This window comes from Flavobacterium sp. TMP13, from assembly GCF_050847115.1.
GTDB lineage: Bacteria > Bacteroidota > Bacteroidia > Flavobacteriales > Flavobacteriaceae > Flavobacterium.
Genome location: NZ_CP193656.1, coordinates 987,987 through 1,006,359 on the forward strand (window position 1 = coordinate 987,987; position 18,373 = coordinate 1,006,359).

Here is an 18,373-nt window from a genome sequence, read left to right on the forward strand (position 1 = left end):
GTTTGCCAAAAAGATTAACAGCTTAATATGCTTAGTATTTACTTCTTTTAACGCTTTTCTTTGCAAAAAATCAATTCGGCTTCTTGCTAAATTTGAATTAGATACCCTAAATTTGCCGCATCTTAAAATAATTGCTTTGAAGATTTTTCATTCTATTAACGATTTTCAGTGTACTAAAAAAACAATACTTACGCTCGGCACTTTTGACGGCGTACATGTTGGGCATAAAACGATTTTAGAAAAACTGACTCAAAGCACAGAAAATGGTTTGTACGAAAGTTTAGTTCTTACTTTTTTTCCTCATCCACGAATGGTGCTTCAAGAAAAATCTGAAATTAAACTGCTCAACACTATTTCTGAAAAAACAGAACTTTTAGCTCAAATTGGTATTCAAAATTTAGTCATTCATCCCTTTGATGAAACTTTTTCGAGATTGACTGCCGAAGAATTTGTAAAAACAATTTTAGTCGATCGTTTTCAAATTCACAAAATTATTATTGGTTACGACCATCGTTTCGGTCGAAATCGAACGGCTAATATTGATGACTTAATAATTTTTGGAGAAGAGTATGGTTTTGAAGTCGAACAAATTTCAGCGCAAGAAATTCATGCTGTTTCAGTAAGTTCAACCAAAATTAGAACGGCTTTGTTGGACGGGAAAATGGAATTGGCTAATGAGTATTTGGGCTATACCTACTTTATTACAGGAAAGGTTGTACAGGGCAAGCAATTGGGCAGAACCATTGGTTTTCCTACTGCAAACATTTTTGTTCCCGAAGATTACAAACTGATTCCAAAAAATGGCGTCTATGTAGTTCACGCAATTATCGATGAAACAGTCGTTTATGGAATGATGAATATTGGGTTTAATCCCACGATTGAAGATCAAAATCAGCAAAAAATAGAGGTTCATTTTCTTGATTTTGAAGGTGATTTATATAATGCTACACTGCAAATATCGATAGTACATTACATACGAGATGAGCAAAAATTCGATTCGATCGAACTGTTAACAAAGCAACTAAAAAATGACAAAAAAACTGCAGTAGATTTTCTGCAGCAAATTAATTTGTAATTTTAAAATCGCAGTCCGAGATCTTCCTACTTGTTTTTTTTGTAAATTTATAGCTATCATTCTGTTTACTAATAGAATACAACTATTTAAAAAAGATAATTATGAAACTACCAAAAGAACTTTCCAACGGATTTTTAATATTTCTGGGTATCGCTGTTTATTTTTTAGTACTATCTATTTTAGGTCTTAGTAACTTATTTTACTTGCGATTACTGAATGTTATTTTCATTTTTTATGGCGTGAATCGAACCATACAAATGAACACAAAGAATGGACAAAATGATTTTGTATCCAATGGCGTTTCTGCTATGGCAACGGCGATCGTTGGAGTATCTTTAAGCGTTTTGGGATTATTAATTTATATCTATGCCAGGGGCGGCGATGCTTTTGTGCCTTTGTTAGCCGAAAGTTTTCTTTTTGGCGGAGATCCTTCTGTTCCTGCCTATTGTATTTCTTTATTGTTTGAAGGACTAGCTTCGGCGGTAATTGTAACTTTAGTGCTGATGTTATATACCAATAATAAATATGCAGTCGATTAATTTCTTTATCTAAAAAACATTCCGTTTGTTTTTTAAGAAAGAGTCCATTGGTACATAAGAACTATTTAACTACTTTTGGAACATCAAAAATAAACGTCGATGAATATCACCAAACATAACTGGACTAAGGAAGAAATTATTGCTATTTACAACAAACCTTTAATGGATTTGCTTTATGAAGCTGCTACAATTCACAGAGCCAACCATGATCCAAATATTGTACAAGTTTCGACTTTACTGTCTATAAAAACTGGAGGTTGTCCCGAAGATTGCGGTTATTGCCCCCAAGCTGCTCGTTATCATACCAAAGTAGAAGGAAACGATTTAATGTCGGTGAGTCAAGTAAAAGCGCAAGCTTTACGGGCTAAAGAAAGTGGCTCCTCTCGTGTTTGTATGGGAGCGGCTTGGAGAAACGTAAAAGATGGAGCAGAATTTGACGATGTTCTAGAAATGGTTCGTACCATTAATAAACTAGACATGGAAGTGTGCTGCACCCTGGGAATGTTAACCGAAAATCAAGCACATCGTTTAGCAGAAGCTGGACTATATGCCTACAATCATAATTTAGATACTTCTGAAGAATATTATAAAGAAGTAATTTCGACTCGTGGATTTGAAGATCGTTTAGAAACCATTAATAACGTTCGTAAAACCAATGTTACTGTTTGTAGCGGAGGAATTATTGGAATGGGAGAAAGTATCGAAGACAGAGCAGGAATGTTAGTGGCTTTGGCTACTTTGAATCCGCAGCCAGAATCGGTGCCAATTAATGCTTTGGTTCCGGTGGAAGGAACGCCAATGGAAGATGAAAAGCCGGTTGAAATCTGGGAAATGATTCGCATGGTTGCTACCACTCGAATTATTATGCCCGATACACAAGTGCGTTTGTCTGCTGGAAGAACAAACATGAGTCGCGAAGGACAAGCCATGTGCTTTTTTGCTGGAGCGAATTCTATTTTTGCTGGTGATAAATTACTAACCACACCAAACCCTGACGTAAACGAAGACATGAAAATGTTTGAAATGTTAGGTTTGATTCCGCAAAAACCATTTACAAAAGTAACACAACCTAAAACAGTCGAAGCAGAGAATTCTCAGTTTGCTCCTCTTGGTGAGAAACCAAAATGGTCTCGTCCTGGACATACGATCGAAAGAAATCTAGAAGCTTCTGGAAAGAAATAAAAAACAAAATTAAAAATTCCCGAGAGTCAAATCTTCGGGAATTTTTTTTTACTTGATTCCGCCAAAAGTGGTGCACGAGTCCAATACTATTTCATCGATTATACAGTTGGTAGAAAATGGATTAGGAATTTCGATTGTACTGACCAATGTGGTTAAAAATTACGAAAACTCTGAACTAGGATTTGTCGAACTGAAACAATCCAATTTATTCACTGACATTTTAATAGCAACACCAAAAAATCGAAACTCAGAAAGTGCCGATGCTGCTACCGCTTTCTTGCTAAAGTAAATAATATTGACAGTAAAAAGCCTGATTAATAACTATAAAGAAATGCAAATGATAGTATCGGCCAACATACAAACGCCATTAGGAATTGCTCAAATCACGGGAGATGCATTTGGCATTAGCGAAATAAAAATCTCGCAAGATGGCGAAATTTCAACATTAATTCCGCGAGAAATTCAACAAGCTGTGAAGCAAATTCAAGAATATTTTAAAGGTATTCGCACTGAATTTGATTTTAAGATGAATCCGAAAGGCACTGAATTTCAACAAAAAGTTTGGAAGGGCTTACTTGAAATTCCATTTGGCAAAACGATGAGTTACCTCCAACTATCAAAAAAATTAGGCGATCCCAAAGCGATTCGTGCTGTTGCGACGGCGAACGGAAAAAATCCGCTTTGGATTGTTGTTCCTTGCCACCGCGTTATTGGCTCCGATGGTTCTTTGACCGGCTATGCTGGCGGTTTGTGGCGTAAACAGTGGCTTTTACAACATGAAAGCTCAAGTAAACAACAAAGTTTATTCTAGCAAAACAAATTCTAATTATCATAAATTTATTTATATTCGTAACGAATTACTTATAATTTCAGCACCAAATACATTCGTTTTAATCCTTATAATCAGCTTGTCCCACATATGATTGAAAAAATAAACCTCAACCACATTCTTTTCTTGGATATTGAAACTGTTCCCGAAACAGCCGATTTCAATACTTTGGATGCCGAAATGAAATTACTTTGGGAACAAAAAACACAATACCAGCGCAAAGACGAATTTACGCCCGACGAATTTTACAATCGTGCAGGAATCTGGGCCGAATTTGGAAAAATAATTTGTATTTCTGTGGGTTATTTTATCAACAAAGGAGACATTCGAAACTTTAGAGTCACGTCTTTTTTTGGTGAAGAAAAAAAAATATTACATGATTTCTCCAACTTACTGCACAATCATTTCAACCAACCGCAACATGTACTTTGTGGACACAATGCCAAAGAATTCGATATTCCGTTTATTGCCAGACGAATGATTATCAATCAACTTCCTATTCCAAACAAACTAAATTTATTTGGTAAAAAACCTTGGGAAATTCCGCATCTCGATACTTTAGAATTATGGAAATTTGGCGATTACAAACATTATACTTCGCTTAAATTATTGACCAAAATTTTGAATATTCCTTCGCCAAAAGACGATATCGATGGCAGCGAAGTGGCGCACGTTTATTATGTCGAGAAGGATATTGATAGAATTGTTACCTATTGCGAAAAAGACACGATTGCCGTAGCCCAGATTTTCCTTCGATTGAGAAGAGAAGATCTATTGATTGATGCTGAGATAATTCACGTTTAAGAAACGCAATTTTATATTCGAATGTATTCTGTCTTTAAAAAATGAACCAATCGCCGTTCTATTTTTTACAAATATGATTGCTATATCCATTGATTTTTTGATATTGCAATTGTTCTTGATTGCTTACATTTACAAAAATTATAAATTATGGTATTAAGTAGATTTTGGCTTGTAATTTTTATATCGTCAATTTTATTTGTGGTGGTTAGTTTGTTTTCGGGCAGCACGTATACCATTGATTATGTTTTAAATGGCGAAAAAGGCGATCCTATTTTAATATCTGAACAATACATAGACCAAGTTCCCGCTTTTGTTCGCGACAGCATTCAACTGAAGGAGAACAAAACTATGATCGTCAATCGTGATCTATCCAATGTTGACACTACTTACGTTTATAAGAACAAAACGGTACAAATTTACAGCGGCGTTCAAAAATCAGATGGTTTGTTGGCCACTTGTAAAAGCAGTTTGGTCGATATCATTATTCCGCTTATCGCCTACTTGGCCTTCTTTTGTGGCTTGATGGAGTTACTAATTATTTCTGGCGTGTCTGGCAAATTAGCCAAAGTATTGAGTCCCGTTTTTATAAAAGTTTTTCCTAGCATTCCTAAAAATCACCCTTCGATTTCCTATATGACGCTAAATTTTGCCGCTAACTTTTTAGGTTTAGATTCTGCCGCAACTCCTTTTGGTTTGAAAGCCATGGAAAGTTTGCAAGAACTTAATCCAGACAAAGATCGGGCAAGTGATGCCCAAATTATGTTTATGTGTTTGCATGCCTCGGGTTTAACTTTGATTGCAACTTCTATTATTGGTTACCGCGCTGCAGCGGGTTCTAGCAACCCTGCTGATGTAATGTTGCCTTGTATCATCACTTCGTTTATTGGTACCATTGCGGCTTTTATCATTGTGGGAATCAAACAAAAAATCAACTTTAAAAGTGCATCTTTGGTTATTGGTTTAATGACTCTAATTGGTGCCATCATCGGTTTGTTGATGTATGTAAACCATTTGGATTTAATCGGAAAAAACTATTTTACTTCTAATTTATCTGGCTTAATTTTGCTTGCTATTATTGGATTTACTTTGATTTTCGCGTTTCGCCATGAGAAAAAATTTGCCGATGCAAATACGACCGTTTTTGATTCATTTGTAGGAGGCGCAAATAATGGGGTAAAAACAGGAGTGACTATTTTTCCTTATGTTTTGGGAATGTTGGTGGCGATTTCTCTCTTTAGAAATAGCGGTTTATTCGATATCATCAGTAACGGATTGGCTTTTGTTTTCTCCAATTTAGGGGTGAACAAACAAATTATCGATGCGTTGCCAGTGGCGTTGTTGCGACCATTTAGTTCAGCAGGATCAAGAGGATTTTTGATTGATTCAATGAATACTTTCGGTGCAGATTCAATGACAGGAAGGTTAAGCAGTATTTTTCAATGTAGTGCCGAAAGCACCTTTTATGTGATTGCTGTTTATTTTGGTTCCGTAAATATTAAAAATACGCGTTATGCTCTAACTACAATGCTATTAGTGGATTTAATCTGTGTAATCACTGCTATTTTTGTAGCGAGTTGGTTTTTTTAAAATCATCTTAAAACGCTATATTTGCCAACCAATAACAAATTAAAAATTATGAAATATTCATTCTTAGCTTTAGTTGCTGTACTGTTTTTTTCTTGCAAAAATAAAGATGCTGATACTACTTTTGATGGCGTTGATTACGCCGCTAAAAACGAAGTTGAAATCGTCAAATACATTGCTGACAATAATTTAGAAGCAACACGCAGCGATTCTGGTTTATATTATGTAATTAATGAAGAAGGAACAGGCAAGAAACCAAGTGCTTCTAGTAACGTAACTGTGGCTTATAAAGGTTATTTTACAGATAAAAAAGTATTTGATGAAAGTCAACCCGAAGGGATTTCTTTTGGATTGAACCAAGTTATTAAAGGATGGACCGAAGGTATTCCGTATTTTAAAGAAGGTGGAAATGGTATTTTATTAGTACCTTCTCAATTAGGTTATGGAAGTGCAGATCGTGGGCCAATTCCTGGAGGATCAGTTCTTGTTTTTGAAGTAAAACTATTGTCGGTTAAGTAACCGATTTGAAATAAAAATAAAAAAAGCTACAGCAACCTTTGGTCTCTGTAGCTTTTTTTAGTGCTTACTACGAAAGTTAAATCGCTTTAAAACTTAAACTCTACTGTAGTATAAAACCCAATTGGATCTGACGGTATAATTCCGGGACCAGGATAACCAGTCGCTCTTCTTGTAAAATAACTGTTGTCGGTAAAATTGGTTACTCCTGCTTCAAGCTTAAAACGATTCCATTTGTAAGAAGCCGAAATGTCTCCTACGTAATACGCTGGTATTTGACCCGAAGTTCCATTGCTAATTGCATTTGCTCCCACTTTTGAATTGGTCGCATCAGTAAATTGAGATGAAACGTAAGAACACTGAATACTTGCCATAAAATTTTTATAGCCAATTCCAGTTCCCACTTTCAAATTCACTAACGGCACAAATTCCACTTCTTTCCCTTTTATAGTAGCCTCTTTCGATTTTAAATAATCCGAGCCCGTAAAAGCAACGTTAGTAAAAACATTCCACAAGAAATCATCTGAATTAGGAACCAAAGTTTCGGCAATGTTCCAATTTAATAACGTTTCAAAACCGTACGTCAAAGCAGTACCAATGTTGTCGCGGTAACGAAAAAATATTCCGCCAATTTCTGTATTGTACTCGCCGATTTTATCGTTGTAGTATAACGCATAAACACTCGAGTCGAAACTCAATTGATTGCCTATTTTTCCACGAATACCAACATCCGAGGTGTACCCTTTCTCATCAGAGATATCGGGTGCAATTGCTTGATTAGAGTTTACAGTTCGAATATCGTTAAAAGTGACCGAACGGTAATTTTGAGAAATATTTCCATACACCTCTAAACCATTTTTAGGTTTGTAACTCAATCCAACTCCTAACAAAATAAATTTACGATCTTTGATATTATCTTCATAAATGGTTTCGTCTAAAATAATATTTCCTGCAAAATCACGATTTATTTTTCGGTACGAACCATCGGCCTCTGTTTTTATTTTTTCGATTCTAAAGCCCGGAGTTACCGAAAATTTTGAACTGAGTTTAAATATATTTTCTCCAAATACTGAAAAGTTTAAATTCGGATAACGATAATCGGATTGATTTTCATAAAATGGAAATTCATTCGTAGCTAAATTAAAATTAGCATCACTGCCCGAACTTCCCGGTCCTTGAATTCCGCTATTATTGGATTGGTAATATTTTGCTCCAATTAAAAAAGCGCTTGAATTCCCATGGATCGTATATTTTTTAAGATAACGTGCTTCGGCTCCCCAATTAACAAAATCTCCTGTGATTAAATCTCGAACTGTTCCATCAGTATCGGCAGTGGTCACCCGATTAGGACGAAAACCAACCGTTTTTCGGCTCGCATCTAAACCAAATAATTGCAATGAAAAATCGGCGTCGTGTTCAAAATGATGTTTGAAACGCAAAGCAAATAAATTCCAATCGACTGCAAACCAGTTGCGAGCGCGATTGCTTTGTTTGGGATTTTCAGCAAACATTTCATCCGTTAAACCACCGGCTTGCTGCGCCAAATAATTAAAATAAGTATAATCAAAATGTAACGACGTGTTTTTGGTAAACTGGTAATTTAAGTTCGCAAAATAATTCTTGCTTTCAAATTCAGAATTCGGTCTAAAACCATCTCCTTTTTTATAATTGAAAAAAGTGTAATAACTGAATTTTCCCGTCGTTCCACTCAAACTCGTGAAATTGGTAAACAATCCATTGGAACCAACTGTATTTCTAGTTAAAAGCTGAATCGGTTGCTCTACTGGTTTTTTAATTTTAAAATTAACCAAACCCCCAAATTGTGTTCCGTATTGTAATGAAGCGGCACCGCGAATTACCTGAATTTCTTCTAATGCTTCGGTTGGAGTCGCATAATAGCTTTCGGGATAACCCAAAACATCGGCACTAATATCATAATCATTTTGACGCGTATTGAAGTTAGAAGTACGATTGGGATTTAGTCCACGACCACCAATACTCAATTGTAAACCGCCGTCTGAGCTTTCGTTAATCGTTAAACCAACGACTTGCGCATAAATTTGTCTGGCATTATTGGTCGCTTTATTTGCTGTAAGATTAGCAACTGCAATGACCTCGGTCTTTTTTCCCGCGTAAATTGCAGTTTCTTCGATGTCTTTGAGTTTGTGCAAGGTAAAGACTTTCGAGCGCTCTTTACTAATAACCACTTCTGAAAGTGAATTCATGGCGCGCAACGTGACCGTGACATTGGTCGCCGGTGCTTCTATAATTTCATCAGAAATCGCATAATTATCTTTGTAAAAAGCAAAAGAATAGCTGCCGCTTTGCGGAACTAGCATTTCAAAAAAACCATTCGCATCAGTTAGTACTTTTTGCTGAGCGCTTGTGTTAATTACCTCAACGAAAGCAATTGTTTTTCCTAAATCATCTTTTACAACACCGGAAATTGTGGCTTGTGAAAAAACGTTTGCAGAAAGTAACAGCAGAGCAAAGAAACTAAAACCCTTTGATAGTGTCGTTAAATGGAAGAATCCATGTTTTGTGTTGGAACGATTCATGTTCTTTGGCTAAATTTATATTTGAATCAATGTAGGGTTTACTCAATCTTCCGTTTAAAGCGACATAACTGTCTACGTAAACTTCGGGATCTGTAACTCCTGTTTTTTTATAATAATCGTGTAAGAAATGTGCGTATTCTAAAATAAAATCGGGCTGAAAACCCATTTGTTTTTCCTGAAAAGTATTGAGAAATTGGCTGTTACTTACAAAAAACTCTTCTTTCGTTTTGGCATCAACGACTCTAAACTGAGAGTAACCCGCTTTCTCCATCAGCATTACGCGCCATGAAAATCGAAAACCCTCTTCTGTCCAAAATAATTCGTCTGGATAGGTCATGTATCGAAAGGGAAAAACTATTTGAAAAAGTAAAAAAAGACTTAAAAAAGACCATTTGACTTGATTGACAAAAGTTGATTGTTGCACTAAAGTTCTCCCGTTTTCAAAAATAGACCAATTCAGCTGAAACCATCTTGACAGTCGTTCTAGTATTTTTTGATGAAAATTAGAATCAAAAAAAACTAAAGTGCTCACTATCATGATGTATGGAAAAACGCCAATTGGAAATAATACTTTGGTTAAAACATGAAAAATAACAACTAGAATAAAAGCAAACCAGCGCGTGCGCTTATATAGTAATAAAAACGGAATGCATAAATCATAAATCATCCCGCTCCAGCTAAAAGCAAAATGCACCCAATTCTCATTGAGTAAACTTCCTAAAAATGGCAAGTTCGGATTTGTTGGAAGCCAAATTTTTAAAGGCATTGCACGAAACAACCAATCGGAATTGATCTTTGCCAAACCAGCATAAAAATAAACGATTCCTAATAAAAGCTTTAAGATATCTGTGGTCCACCGCGGAATAAATTGGTATGCTTTTGTCGGGTTTCGATACGCATCAATCGAAAAAAAAGCATTCGCAGGTAAAAATATAAGCATGAAACTTACAATCGAAATAAAATAATAATGATTTAGGTAGGTCGTTTTATCCATCAATTCGATGTAGGTAAAACTCAGAAAAAAAAGAACCGCTGACAATCGGTATCTGTAACCAACCGCAACGCCTAAAGCCGAAATAAATGCGAGTGCAAAAATACCGTACGTATACATTCCGATTGGTTTGACCCATTCGAAACCATAGTACGTAAAATGAAATAATGGTTGAATATAAAATCTATCGATCCAGCCATAACTCATAAAACGCAACAAACTCAAACACATCATTAAACCAAACGCTAGCCTAAAAAAAGCTAGCGTTGTGGCAGATGTACTTTGGGTACAATATATTTGAATTTTTTTAAACATAACTAATCTCCGTCGCCATCTACATAATCAATCGTAATATTGAGCGCTTGCGTCATATCTAATTTAGTGTAGATCACTTGTTTTTGCATAACATCGTAAGCCATTAACATTTTAGAATTATCGGCAGTAACTTGATTTGAAAAGCTATCTGATAATGCTGAATTGCTGCTAAAAATAGCATCGTATTGCTTATCTATTGTCGTTCCTAAAAGCTGTCCATCGCGTTCTGCTTTTACATATTCTAAAAACGATTTTAAGCTCATACCAACGGTTTCAGATTTGTACTGTTTGCCGTTAAAGAAATCACGAGAAGCTTGAAGTGCTGTATTTAATAATATTTTTGAAACATCATTTTTATAAAAAGCTTCTACCTTCTCTGGAAACTTAGTTCCGTTTGAAAATTTTCCAGCAGGAAATCCAACTTTACCCGTACGAATATCTTTTTCAAAATTCTTTACAAAAGCATTTGTAGTACTGCTAACTGCACTGGTTACTGAAGTTCCGCTGTTTTTAACATAAGCATCACGATAACTCGTTTTCCAATCATTTAATACAATTGCGTTGTTTTCTTTTAGCTTGGCAATTACATCGTTTAAATATTTTTTATACTTAGTCGCACTTGCACTAGTCGTGTAAAAACTAAGTAGCATTGTATCGTCGGTTCCCAAACCATTTAATAAATAATCGACAGCAGGAAATCCTTGTTTTACATACTGCGACAATAAGCTTAAATTGTATGTGCCTGTACTAATGTTTGACTCGATACCTGCAGCGTCTGTAGGATAGGTATTGCTGCTACTCACCAAATGAATTTCGTCTGCCTTTCCAAAATTGTAAATAGCAACATATTGGTAGGCTTTGTAAGCATCTAACCAAGCAATTCGTACCGCTGCCAAAGTAGCATCGGTCGGCATGTTTGTAAACGCTGTCGCTGCATTTTCTAATGCTACGATTTGTTGTTGATACCCTTCGTAACTCGGAATAATAATATTATCTGCCCAGTTGGTTAGAAGTGCTGTTCTATTAAAACTATCTGGTTTCGTAGTGGCCTCATCGTCTGACCCTCCCGAAGAGCAGGCGGCAATAAAACCAATTCCTAACAGTAAAAAAACTAATTTCTTCATTGTAATAAATTTTGGCAAAAATACAAAAGGCATTTAAGTTATGTGTATTTATTCTAAATTAATTTACAGTTGCTGCTTGTGCTACTGTAAAATCAAACTTAGTGGCTATTTTCGCAGAAACAGCATCTAATTTTGGCGTTAATGTATCAATATCCCAAAGACCATTTTCACCGCTTGTTAGAGTTTCTAACATAGCATCTACCTCATCTTTAGTAAAATACGGTGCATTTGTAGCCGGGTTATTGGTATAGCGCAGACACATAATAAAACCATAGGCTTCAGACAAGGCATGAAATGCTTTGGCACCTTTATCGGTAACTAACTTAGACTTTCCTTCTTGCAAATAATAAACTGCACGAACAGCAGGAACTAAGGCTAGGTTTTCTTTGATAATCGTTATTTGCGCATTTCTAGTTTCATAGTCATTACCAACAATAGCTGCTCTACCTTTTATAAATGCTTTTTCAATTTTCTCTTTCACTGTAGAAAAATCTTGATCAGCATTTACCTGATTGATGTAGCTGCTCCAAAATTTATATGTTTTGTTTTCGCCGCTATTGCTATCACCACCGTAAACGTAGCCATAAGCTTCGTCCCAATAATGTTCCATTGTGGTGTAGTTTTTTGCCTCTTCAAATATTTTTTTTGTGTTATTTTCTCTATTCGAAGCTTCATCTAATTTCTTTGCACTTAAATAATTATTCGAAATTTGGTCTAAAAATGAAGCACCCATCATTCCTTTTAATAACACTTGCTGCGGCTCTAGTCCGTTTGCTGCAAATAAGCGCTTGCTGCTTCCGTCCAAATATACTCCAGCTGCTCCGGCAGCTGCTGCATTACCTTGACTCGCTAAATTTCCATCTGAAAAAGTACTTTCAAAAAATTCACGGGTCTGTGTTTGTTCGATAGAAGTACCTCCTCCAGCATTTAACGTAAAATATTCATAAGAAGCAGCTGTTTTGTTTTTTAACTGTTTTCCAGAAGCATTTAATCCATTACCAGTAAAGGGGCTGTTGGTATTACTGTACATATTTGTCAATAAATCGGTTGACAAAGTTGTTCCGTTAGCAGCAGCTGTTTTAAATACACCACCCATTTCTTCTAACATAAAAATACGCTCACTTTGACCTGAATACGAAACTGTTGAAGCGCTATTGCGTTCAAAAGTGTAGGTTGTTGGTACTGCATACTCATTTTGTTGTATCAAATTGTCATCATTATCTGAACATGCTGTAAACGCCAAAATTGATAAAGAAATCACTGCTGCCGAATAATTTTTAAGTTTCATATATGCCTTATTAAGATTTAATTAAAATAATTTCGACAAAGTTATTTATAATATTGAAAACTGCAAGTATTATTTAGAATTAATCTAACTAAAAATTAATTTGACGAAATTATGTTTGATTGTTTTTGTTGTTTTAACACTTATTTTTATATTTGCCACTCTTTAATTAATCTAAATAACAATAGTAATGAGTAAAATATTTTTCAGATTAGCTTCTCTATTTATCGCGGGTATTGCAATTAGTTCGTGTTCAGACGACAACAATACAAGCGAAAATGAGCAAATGGTAACCAAAAAACAAGTCATCGAAAATTATGCAGATATGGCTTATGCCAATTACAAGCAAGCATATGATGATGCTGTTCTTTTAGAGAAAGCAATTGCAACTTTTACAGCAAGTCCAACCGCAGCTAATTTTTCTGCAACACAAGCAGCATGGAAAATTTCTAGAGAAAGTTACGGAACTACCGAAGCTTTTCGTTTTGCCAACGGTCCAATTGACGGAGATGATAATGGTCCAGAAGCACTTTTAAACGCATGGCCTTTAGACGAAAATTACATTGATTATGTTGACAATAATGGCGTTCCTACCGAAGGTGGAATCATTAATGATTTTACCGGATTTCCAACAATAGATAAAGAATTATTACTTGATTTGAACGAAAATGGCGGTGAAAAAAACATTAGTGTTGGATACCATGCCATTGAATTTTTATTGTGGGGACAAGATTTAACCGCACCATCTGAGAAAAAAGCAGGTTTAAGACCTTTTACTGATTATGTAGTAGGTGGAACTGCAAAAAACCAGAAGCGCAGGGCTGAATATTTGAATGTTTGTGCGGATCTATTGACCGACAATTTGGATTATTTGGTAAACCAATGGAAGATTGGTGGCGCTTACAGATCCGAATTTTTGGCATTACCAGAAAACACGGCTTTAAAAAATATGTATTTAGGAATTACGACTTTAGTTTCTGCTGAATTACCAGTAGAGCGCATGCAAGTTGCCTTAGAAAATGCAGATCAAGAAGACGAGCATTCTTGTTTCAGTGACAATACACATCGTGACATTGCTTTAAATTTACAAGGAGCCATTAACGTATACCAAGGAAAATATGGTGCAATTGACGGCGCGTCTTTAGCAGATTTGGTACAAGAATCGGATGCAACCGCTTATACAGAAACAGAGGCTTCACTAAAAGACGCACAAGCAAAAGTAGCTGCCATGTTAACACCTTTTGACTTAGCAATTTCGGCTGGACCTAATTCAACTGAAGGTAAAAAAGTTGCCGCGGCAGCATCGCAAATTAAAGTTTTTGGAAAAAATCTTTTAGCTGGAGCTGCTAAAATTGGAATCACAGTTAACGGAGTACTTTAATTATTCCCTCAATACCATAAAGTGTTCTTTTTCTACAACACTTTATCTGCATTTATTATGAAAAAACTGTTCAAAATTATTTTTACTCTAAGTGTTTTCACTTTAACAAGTTGCAGCGATCACGACGAGAAGTATGTGCCGCTAGAAGCCGAAGCAGATGAACAATATGCTGGTGGCGATTATAGTGTATTCAATACTTCCGAAGAAGCATTTGGTTTTGCAGGAACAATGCTAACCAACGCAGAGCAAATCGATTTTGGTGTGGGTAATTCTCTCTTTCGACAAAGTTGGGTTTCTGCACCGTCGTCCACTACAGCTCGCGATGGTTTAGGTCCGTTTTTTAATGCCGTGTCCTGTGCCAATTGTCATTTTAAAGATGGCCGCGGCAGACCACCAGCTTTTGATGGTGAAAAAGCACGCGGTTTATTGTTGCGTTTAACGACCGAAGGCAATTATTTGGATGGTACCGATTTTGGCGATCACATTTATGGTGGACAATTACAAGACAGTTCGATTTTAGGACATGTTGCCAAAGGTTCGTATACCATCACCTATCAAACCACTATCGAAAATTTTGCGGACGGTTCAACTGTAGAATTGAGAAAACCGATCTATCTTATTACTAATTTAGGATACGGCGATATGTCTGCTAATGCTCGCATTTCGCCGCGAATAGCACCACAAATGGCCGGTTTAGGATTGTTAGAAGCGGTTAGCGAAAGTACTATTTTGGCTTTCGCCGATGAAAATGACAACAATAAAGATGGGATTTCAGGAAGACCCAACTATGTGCATGACGTTTTATCTCAATCGACACAATTGGGACGTTTTGGATGGAAGTCAAACCAACCCAACATTCGGCAGCAAGTCGCTGCAGCATTTTCTGGAGATATGGGAATTACTTCCTATTTATTTCCGAATGAAAATTGTCCTCCTGGAGTCGATTGTGATGCCATTCCGAACGGTGGAACGCCCGAAATAACAGACCTCAATTTAGATCGCGTTGCGGTCTATTCAAGCACATTGGCAGTACCTGCACGAAGAAATTATAGAGATCAAAATGTACTGGAAGGAAAAAAAACATTCGAAACATTGCAATGTACGAGCTGTCACATTCCTAAAATGCAAACCGGCAACACACATACTATTGTTTCGTTGCGCAACCAAACCATTCGACCGTACACCGATTTGCTGCTTCATGACATGGGAGAAGGCTTAGCGGATAATGCCAAAGATTTTAAAGCGACAGGAACCGAATGGCGTACACAACCGTTATGGGGAATTGGTCTAATTCAAACCGTCAATAAACATACGTACTTGCTGCATGATGGTCGTGCTAGAAATGTGGAGGAGGCTATTTTATGGCACGGTGGTGAAGCCCAAAAAAGTAAAGAAAATTACAAAAAGCTTTCATTAAAAGAACGTCAAGACTTACTTGCCTTTATTAATTCATTATAAAAAAGGGGATTCAATACCGAATCCCCTTTTTTTATAGCAATTTGACGTACAAATTAGAAGCAATTTTGTTGGAGATATCCAGCTCCTTTTGGTCTACTTTTATTTTGAGAGACAAATCAAACGATTCTCGCGATATAAATTCGATGGTAGAACCCAAAGCAATTTCTTGTTTATCAAGGTATTTTAAAAATGCAGACGAGGTGTCTTTAACACCCACACAGATTCCTTTTTGATCCTGCCCTAAGTCCGAAAGCAATTGTTTTTCTACCGCAACAATTCTTCCGTTCGCATCTGGAATTGGATCACCATGAGGATCTTCAGTTGGATTTCCTAAAAAATCGTCTAGCTTATTGATAAGTTGCTCCGATTTGATGTGCTCTAATTGTTCGGCAATTTCATGCACTTCATCCCAAGAAAAATCTAATTTTTCAACTAAAAAAACTTCCCATAAACGATGTTTGCGAACAATCATCTTTGCAGCTAACTTTCCGTTTTCAGTAAGTGAAACTCCTTGGTATTTTTTATAATTTACCAAGTCTTTGTCCGCCAATTTTTTCAGCATATCCGTAACCGACGAAGCTTTAGTCTCCATCATTTCGGCAATGGCGTTGGTGCTAACTTCTGCTTGCGCAACACTAGTAAGATGATAAATTGATTTAAGGTAATTTTCTTCTGAAAAAGTCATTCTTTTTATAAATTTTGAGGCACTACGTTTTAAAAAACAAACTAATCACAATGAATACTCATCGTTTACTATTCTAAACTTAGTTTTTAACAATAAACAAAGGTATTGAAATTTTATGACGCAATTGGTCAACTGTAGTTCCAAAAATTAAATCTTTAAAACCAGTGTGGCCATGCGTTCCCATTACCAAAAGATCAAAATCTCCTTCAGTAATGATTCTCGGAATTACTTTGTGTGGTTTACCGAATCCTAACGCAATCTTGATTTTAAACCCTTTTTCTGTTAGCATTTCTTGATACTCTTTTAGCAATTTTTCATCGACTGTCGTTTCGTGATCGTCGGTTTGAGATCCGTATAAGAGTGCCGTAACAGTTTCAACCACGTGAATTAAAGTATAATTGGCCTCATAGCCTCCCAATTTAAAAGCATTATTCAAGGCGGCTTCATCGGCTTTTGAAAAATCAACGGCAACGGCAATATTAGATTTATGGTGAATTTTTATATGCGTAAACTCTAAATTTAATTTATGCGGAGAGTGATTGTGTTCACTGTTTTTAAACTTCACAATAAATGGTTTAATTACGATATACAACAAAAGGATAAAAAAACCCAAGGCCAAAGGCACCACTGTCAACCAAATTACTATTGGATGCTCGACCATTTCTAGCCATCCTTTTATTTCATCATAAATCAACTTGCCGTTTAATGTGACAATAACTAAAGCAATAATCCAAGAGGTTATTTGTGTCATTCTACTGATGTGAAAACCGTTCATTTTGGTTTTATCGCTTACAAAATGGATTAACGGAATTATGGCAAAACCCAATTGCAAGCTCAACACCACTTGACTTAAAATTAACAACTTACCCGTCACACTGTCGCCATAAATTGAAATAACTATTACCGCAGGAACGATGGCGATTAAACGGGTTATAATTCGTCTTATCCAAGGTTGAATGCGCAATTGCAAATAACCTTCCATAATAATTTGTCCCGCCAAAGTTCCTGTAATGGTCGAACTTTGTCCTGCAGCAATAAGTGCCACCGCAAATAAAACTGGTGCCCATTTGATTCCCAATAAAGGTTCTAGAAATTGATGTGCATCTTGTATCTGAGCCACTTCAAACATTCCGTTTTTGTAAAATGTCGCTGCCGCTAAAATTAAAATAGCCGCGTTTACAAAAAAAGCAAGATTTAAGGCAATGGTCGAATCTATCATGTTGTATTTTAGCGCCTGCTTAATGCCCGTAACACTTCGATCAAATTTTCGAGTTTGCACTAACGAAGAATGCAAATACAAATTGTGCGGCATGACCGTAGCTCCAATAATTCCGATTGCGATGTATAATGCATCAGCATTGGGTATCGAGGGAATTAATCCTAAAATTACTTTATCGAGTTCTGGCTCTGCAAAAATCATCTCAAAAATAAAAGAAAATCCAATAATGGCTACCAAAGCGATGATAAATGCCTCCATTTTTCGAATACCTTTATTGATCAAAAATAACAGTAAAAAAGTATCTAAAACGGTAATCATTACCGCATCGATTAACGGAATATCAAACAATAAATTAAGACCAATTGCCATTCCTAAAACCTCAGCTAAATCGCAAGCGGCAATGGCAACTTCGGCCAAAATGTATAAAATGTAATTGATGAATTTGGAGTAGGTTTCTCGCGAGGCTTGCGCTAAATCACGCTGAGTAACAATTCCGAGTCGGGCACTTAAGCTTTGAAGTAATAATGCCATCAAGTTACTCATCAATAAAACCCATAGTAAAGAGTATCCGAACTGACTTCCTCCGGCAATATCTGTGGCCCAGTTGCCGGGATCCATATAACCAACACTTATTAAATACGCTGGACCTAAAAAAGCTACTATTTTTCTAAATCCTGTCTTTTTATGCTCAGTAGCAACAGATTGGTTGACCTCTTCTAAAGATTTATTCATTGAATAATTGCGCTTTACACAAATATATTAAATAAAATATTTTCATTTAAATAAAGTTTTAGACCATTCTAAAAATTATATTATGCTTTTATTTGA

General features: G+C 36.1%; 16 protein-coding genes. 10 read left to right on the forward strand and 6 right to left on the reverse strand.

What is annotated here, in order from left to right:
* Positions 1 to 136 precede the first annotated feature (136 nt).
* The 8 genes from ACRASX_RS04345 to ACRASX_RS04380 all read left to right on the forward strand — a co-directional run bounded on the left by ACRASX_RS04345 (position 137) and on the right by ACRASX_RS04380 (position 6,532).
* Positions 137 to 1,075 (forward strand): bifunctional riboflavin kinase/FAD synthetase, encoded by a 939-nt coding sequence (locus ACRASX_RS04345; protein ID WP_432222540.1) that lies wholly within the window; start codon positions 137 to 139, stop codon positions 1,073 to 1,075.
* Between the two features lie 101 nt (positions 1,076 to 1,176).
* Complete coding sequence (locus ACRASX_RS04350; protein ID WP_432222541.1) at positions 1,177 to 1,614, forward strand: hypothetical protein; 438 nt, start codon at positions 1,177 to 1,179, stop codon at positions 1,612 to 1,614.
* A gap of 99 nt (positions 1,615 to 1,713) precedes the next feature.
* Positions 1,714 to 2,796: a biotin synthase BioB gene (gene bioB, locus ACRASX_RS04355; protein WP_066311770.1), complete on the forward strand. Its 1,083-nt coding sequence runs from the start codon at positions 1,714 to 1,716 to the stop codon at positions 2,794 to 2,796.
* A gap of 52 nt (positions 2,797 to 2,848) precedes the next feature.
* The gene (locus ACRASX_RS04360; protein ID WP_432222542.1) at positions 2,849 to 3,085 is read left to right on the forward strand and encodes a LysR family transcriptional regulator substrate-binding protein; all 237 of its coding nucleotides are present in this window, start codon (positions 2,849 to 2,851) and stop codon (positions 3,083 to 3,085) included.
* A gap of 51 nt (positions 3,086 to 3,136) precedes the next feature.
* Positions 3,137 to 3,607 (forward strand): methylated-DNA--[protein]-cysteine S-methyltransferase, encoded by a 471-nt coding sequence (locus ACRASX_RS04365; RefSeq protein WP_432223066.1) that lies wholly within the window; start codon positions 3,137 to 3,139, stop codon positions 3,605 to 3,607.
* Between the two features lie 108 nt (positions 3,608 to 3,715).
* Positions 3,716 to 4,429, forward strand: a complete 714-nt coding sequence (locus ACRASX_RS04370) for a 3'-5' exonuclease (RefSeq protein ID WP_066311773.1) — start codon at positions 3,716 to 3,718, stop codon at positions 4,427 to 4,429.
* A gap of 147 nt (positions 4,430 to 4,576) precedes the next feature.
* Positions 4,577 to 6,016 (forward strand): nucleoside recognition domain-containing protein, encoded by a 1,440-nt coding sequence (locus ACRASX_RS04375; protein ID WP_432222543.1) that lies wholly within the window; start codon positions 4,577 to 4,579, stop codon positions 6,014 to 6,016.
* A gap of 48 nt (positions 6,017 to 6,064) precedes the next feature.
* On the forward strand, positions 6,065 to 6,532 hold the full coding sequence (locus ACRASX_RS04380) for an FKBP-type peptidyl-prolyl cis-trans isomerase (RefSeq protein WP_432222544.1): 468 nt from the start codon (positions 6,065 to 6,067) through the stop codon (positions 6,530 to 6,532).
* A gap of 86 nt (positions 6,533 to 6,618) precedes the next feature.
* Here the strand turns inward: ACRASX_RS04380 and ACRASX_RS04385 are convergent, their stop codons facing one another.
* Genes ACRASX_RS04385 through ACRASX_RS04400 form a run of 4 tightly spaced genes read right to left on the reverse strand, consistent with a single transcriptional unit; the run spans position 6,619 to position 12,805 of the window.
* Positions 6,619 to 9,087, reverse strand: coding sequence for a TonB-dependent receptor domain-containing protein (locus tag ACRASX_RS04385; RefSeq protein ID WP_432222545.1), 2,469 nt, complete (start codon positions 9,085 to 9,087; stop codon positions 6,619 to 6,621).
* A complete protein-coding gene (locus ACRASX_RS04390) occupies positions 9,026 to 10,393 on the reverse strand; it encodes an HTTM domain-containing protein (RefSeq protein ID WP_432222546.1) in 1,368 nt (455 codons plus the stop codon). The genes ACRASX_RS04385 and ACRASX_RS04390 overlap by 62 nt, the downstream gene beginning before the upstream one ends.
* A gap of 2 nt (positions 10,394 to 10,395) precedes the next feature.
* Entirely contained in the window at positions 10,396 to 11,517 is a 1,122-nt protein-coding gene (locus ACRASX_RS04395) for an imelysin family protein (RefSeq protein WP_432222547.1), read from the reverse strand.
* A 58-nt stretch (positions 11,518 to 11,575) separates the two neighbouring features.
* Positions 11,576 to 12,805, reverse strand: coding sequence for a DUF4856 domain-containing protein (locus ACRASX_RS04400; protein ID WP_432222548.1), 1,230 nt, complete (start codon positions 12,803 to 12,805; stop codon positions 11,576 to 11,578).
* A gap of 187 nt (positions 12,806 to 12,992) precedes the next feature.
* Here ACRASX_RS04400 and ACRASX_RS04405 point away from each other — a divergent pair, with 187 nt between their 5' ends.
* Both ACRASX_RS04405 and ACRASX_RS04410 read left to right on the forward strand, forming a co-directional pair.
* The gene (locus ACRASX_RS04405; RefSeq protein WP_432222549.1) at positions 12,993 to 14,183 is read left to right on the forward strand and encodes an imelysin family protein; all 1,191 of its coding nucleotides are present in this window, start codon (positions 12,993 to 12,995) and stop codon (positions 14,181 to 14,183) included.
* A 57-nt stretch (positions 14,184 to 14,240) separates the two neighbouring features.
* Entirely contained in the window at positions 14,241 to 15,641 is a 1,401-nt protein-coding gene (locus ACRASX_RS04410; protein WP_432222550.1) for a di-heme oxidoredictase family protein, read from the forward strand.
* A 31-nt stretch (positions 15,642 to 15,672) separates the two neighbouring features.
* Here ACRASX_RS04410 and ACRASX_RS04415 read toward each other — a convergent pair whose 3' ends face one another.
* Positions 15,673 to 16,326, reverse strand: a complete 654-nt coding sequence (locus ACRASX_RS04415; RefSeq protein WP_066311797.1) for a metal-dependent transcriptional regulator — start codon at positions 16,324 to 16,326, stop codon at positions 15,673 to 15,675.
* Positions 16,327 to 16,405: 79 nt separating this feature from the next.
* Positions 16,406 to 18,277 (reverse strand): Nramp family divalent metal transporter, encoded by a 1,872-nt coding sequence (locus ACRASX_RS04420; protein ID WP_432222551.1) that lies wholly within the window; start codon positions 18,275 to 18,277, stop codon positions 16,406 to 16,408.
* Between the last annotated feature and the right edge of the window lie 96 nt (positions 18,278 to 18,373).

What these genes read in the sequence shown, in the direction of transcription:
- ACRASX_RS04350 (WP_432222541.1), top strand. Translation starts at nt 1,177, where the DNA reads ATGAAACTACCAAAAGAACTTTCCAACGGATTTTTAATATTTCTGGGT.
- bioB (WP_066311770.1), top strand. Translation starts at nt 1,714, where the DNA reads ATGAATATCACCAAACATAACTGGACTAAGGAAGAAATTATTGCTATT.
- ACRASX_RS04370 (WP_066311773.1), top strand. Translation starts at nt 3,716, where the DNA reads ATGATTGAAAAAATAAACCTCAACCACATTCTTTTCTTGGATATTGAA.
- ACRASX_RS04375 (WP_432222543.1), top strand. Translation starts at nt 4,577, where the DNA reads ATGGTATTAAGTAGATTTTGGCTTGTAATTTTTATATCGTCAATTTTA.
- ACRASX_RS04380 (WP_432222544.1), top strand. Translation starts at nt 6,065, where the DNA reads ATGAAATATTCATTCTTAGCTTTAGTTGCTGTACTGTTTTTTTCTTGC.
- ACRASX_RS04385 (WP_432222545.1), bottom strand. Translation starts at nt 9,087, where the DNA reads ATGAATCGTTCCAACACAAAACATGGATTCTTCCATTTAACGACACTA.
- ACRASX_RS04390 (WP_432222546.1), bottom strand. Translation starts at nt 10,393, where the DNA reads ATGTTTAAAAAAATTCAAATATATTGTACCCAAAGTACATCTGCCACA.
- ACRASX_RS04395 (WP_432222547.1), bottom strand. Translation starts at nt 11,517, where the DNA reads ATGAAGAAATTAGTTTTTTTACTGTTAGGAATTGGTTTTATTGCCGCC.
- ACRASX_RS04400 (WP_432222548.1), bottom strand. Translation starts at nt 12,805, where the DNA reads ATGAAACTTAAAAATTATTCGGCAGCAGTGATTTCTTTATCAATTTTG.
- ACRASX_RS04405 (WP_432222549.1), top strand. Translation starts at nt 12,993, where the DNA reads ATGAGTAAAATATTTTTCAGATTAGCTTCTCTATTTATCGCGGGTATT.
- ACRASX_RS04410 (WP_432222550.1), top strand. Translation starts at nt 14,241, where the DNA reads ATGAAAAAACTGTTCAAAATTATTTTTACTCTAAGTGTTTTCACTTTA.
- ACRASX_RS04415 (WP_066311797.1), bottom strand. Translation starts at nt 16,326, where the DNA reads ATGACTTTTTCAGAAGAAAATTACCTTAAATCAATTTATCATCTTACT.
- ACRASX_RS04420 (WP_432222551.1), bottom strand. Translation starts at nt 18,277, where the DNA reads ATGAATAAATCTTTAGAAGAGGTCAACCAATCTGTTGCTACTGAGCAT.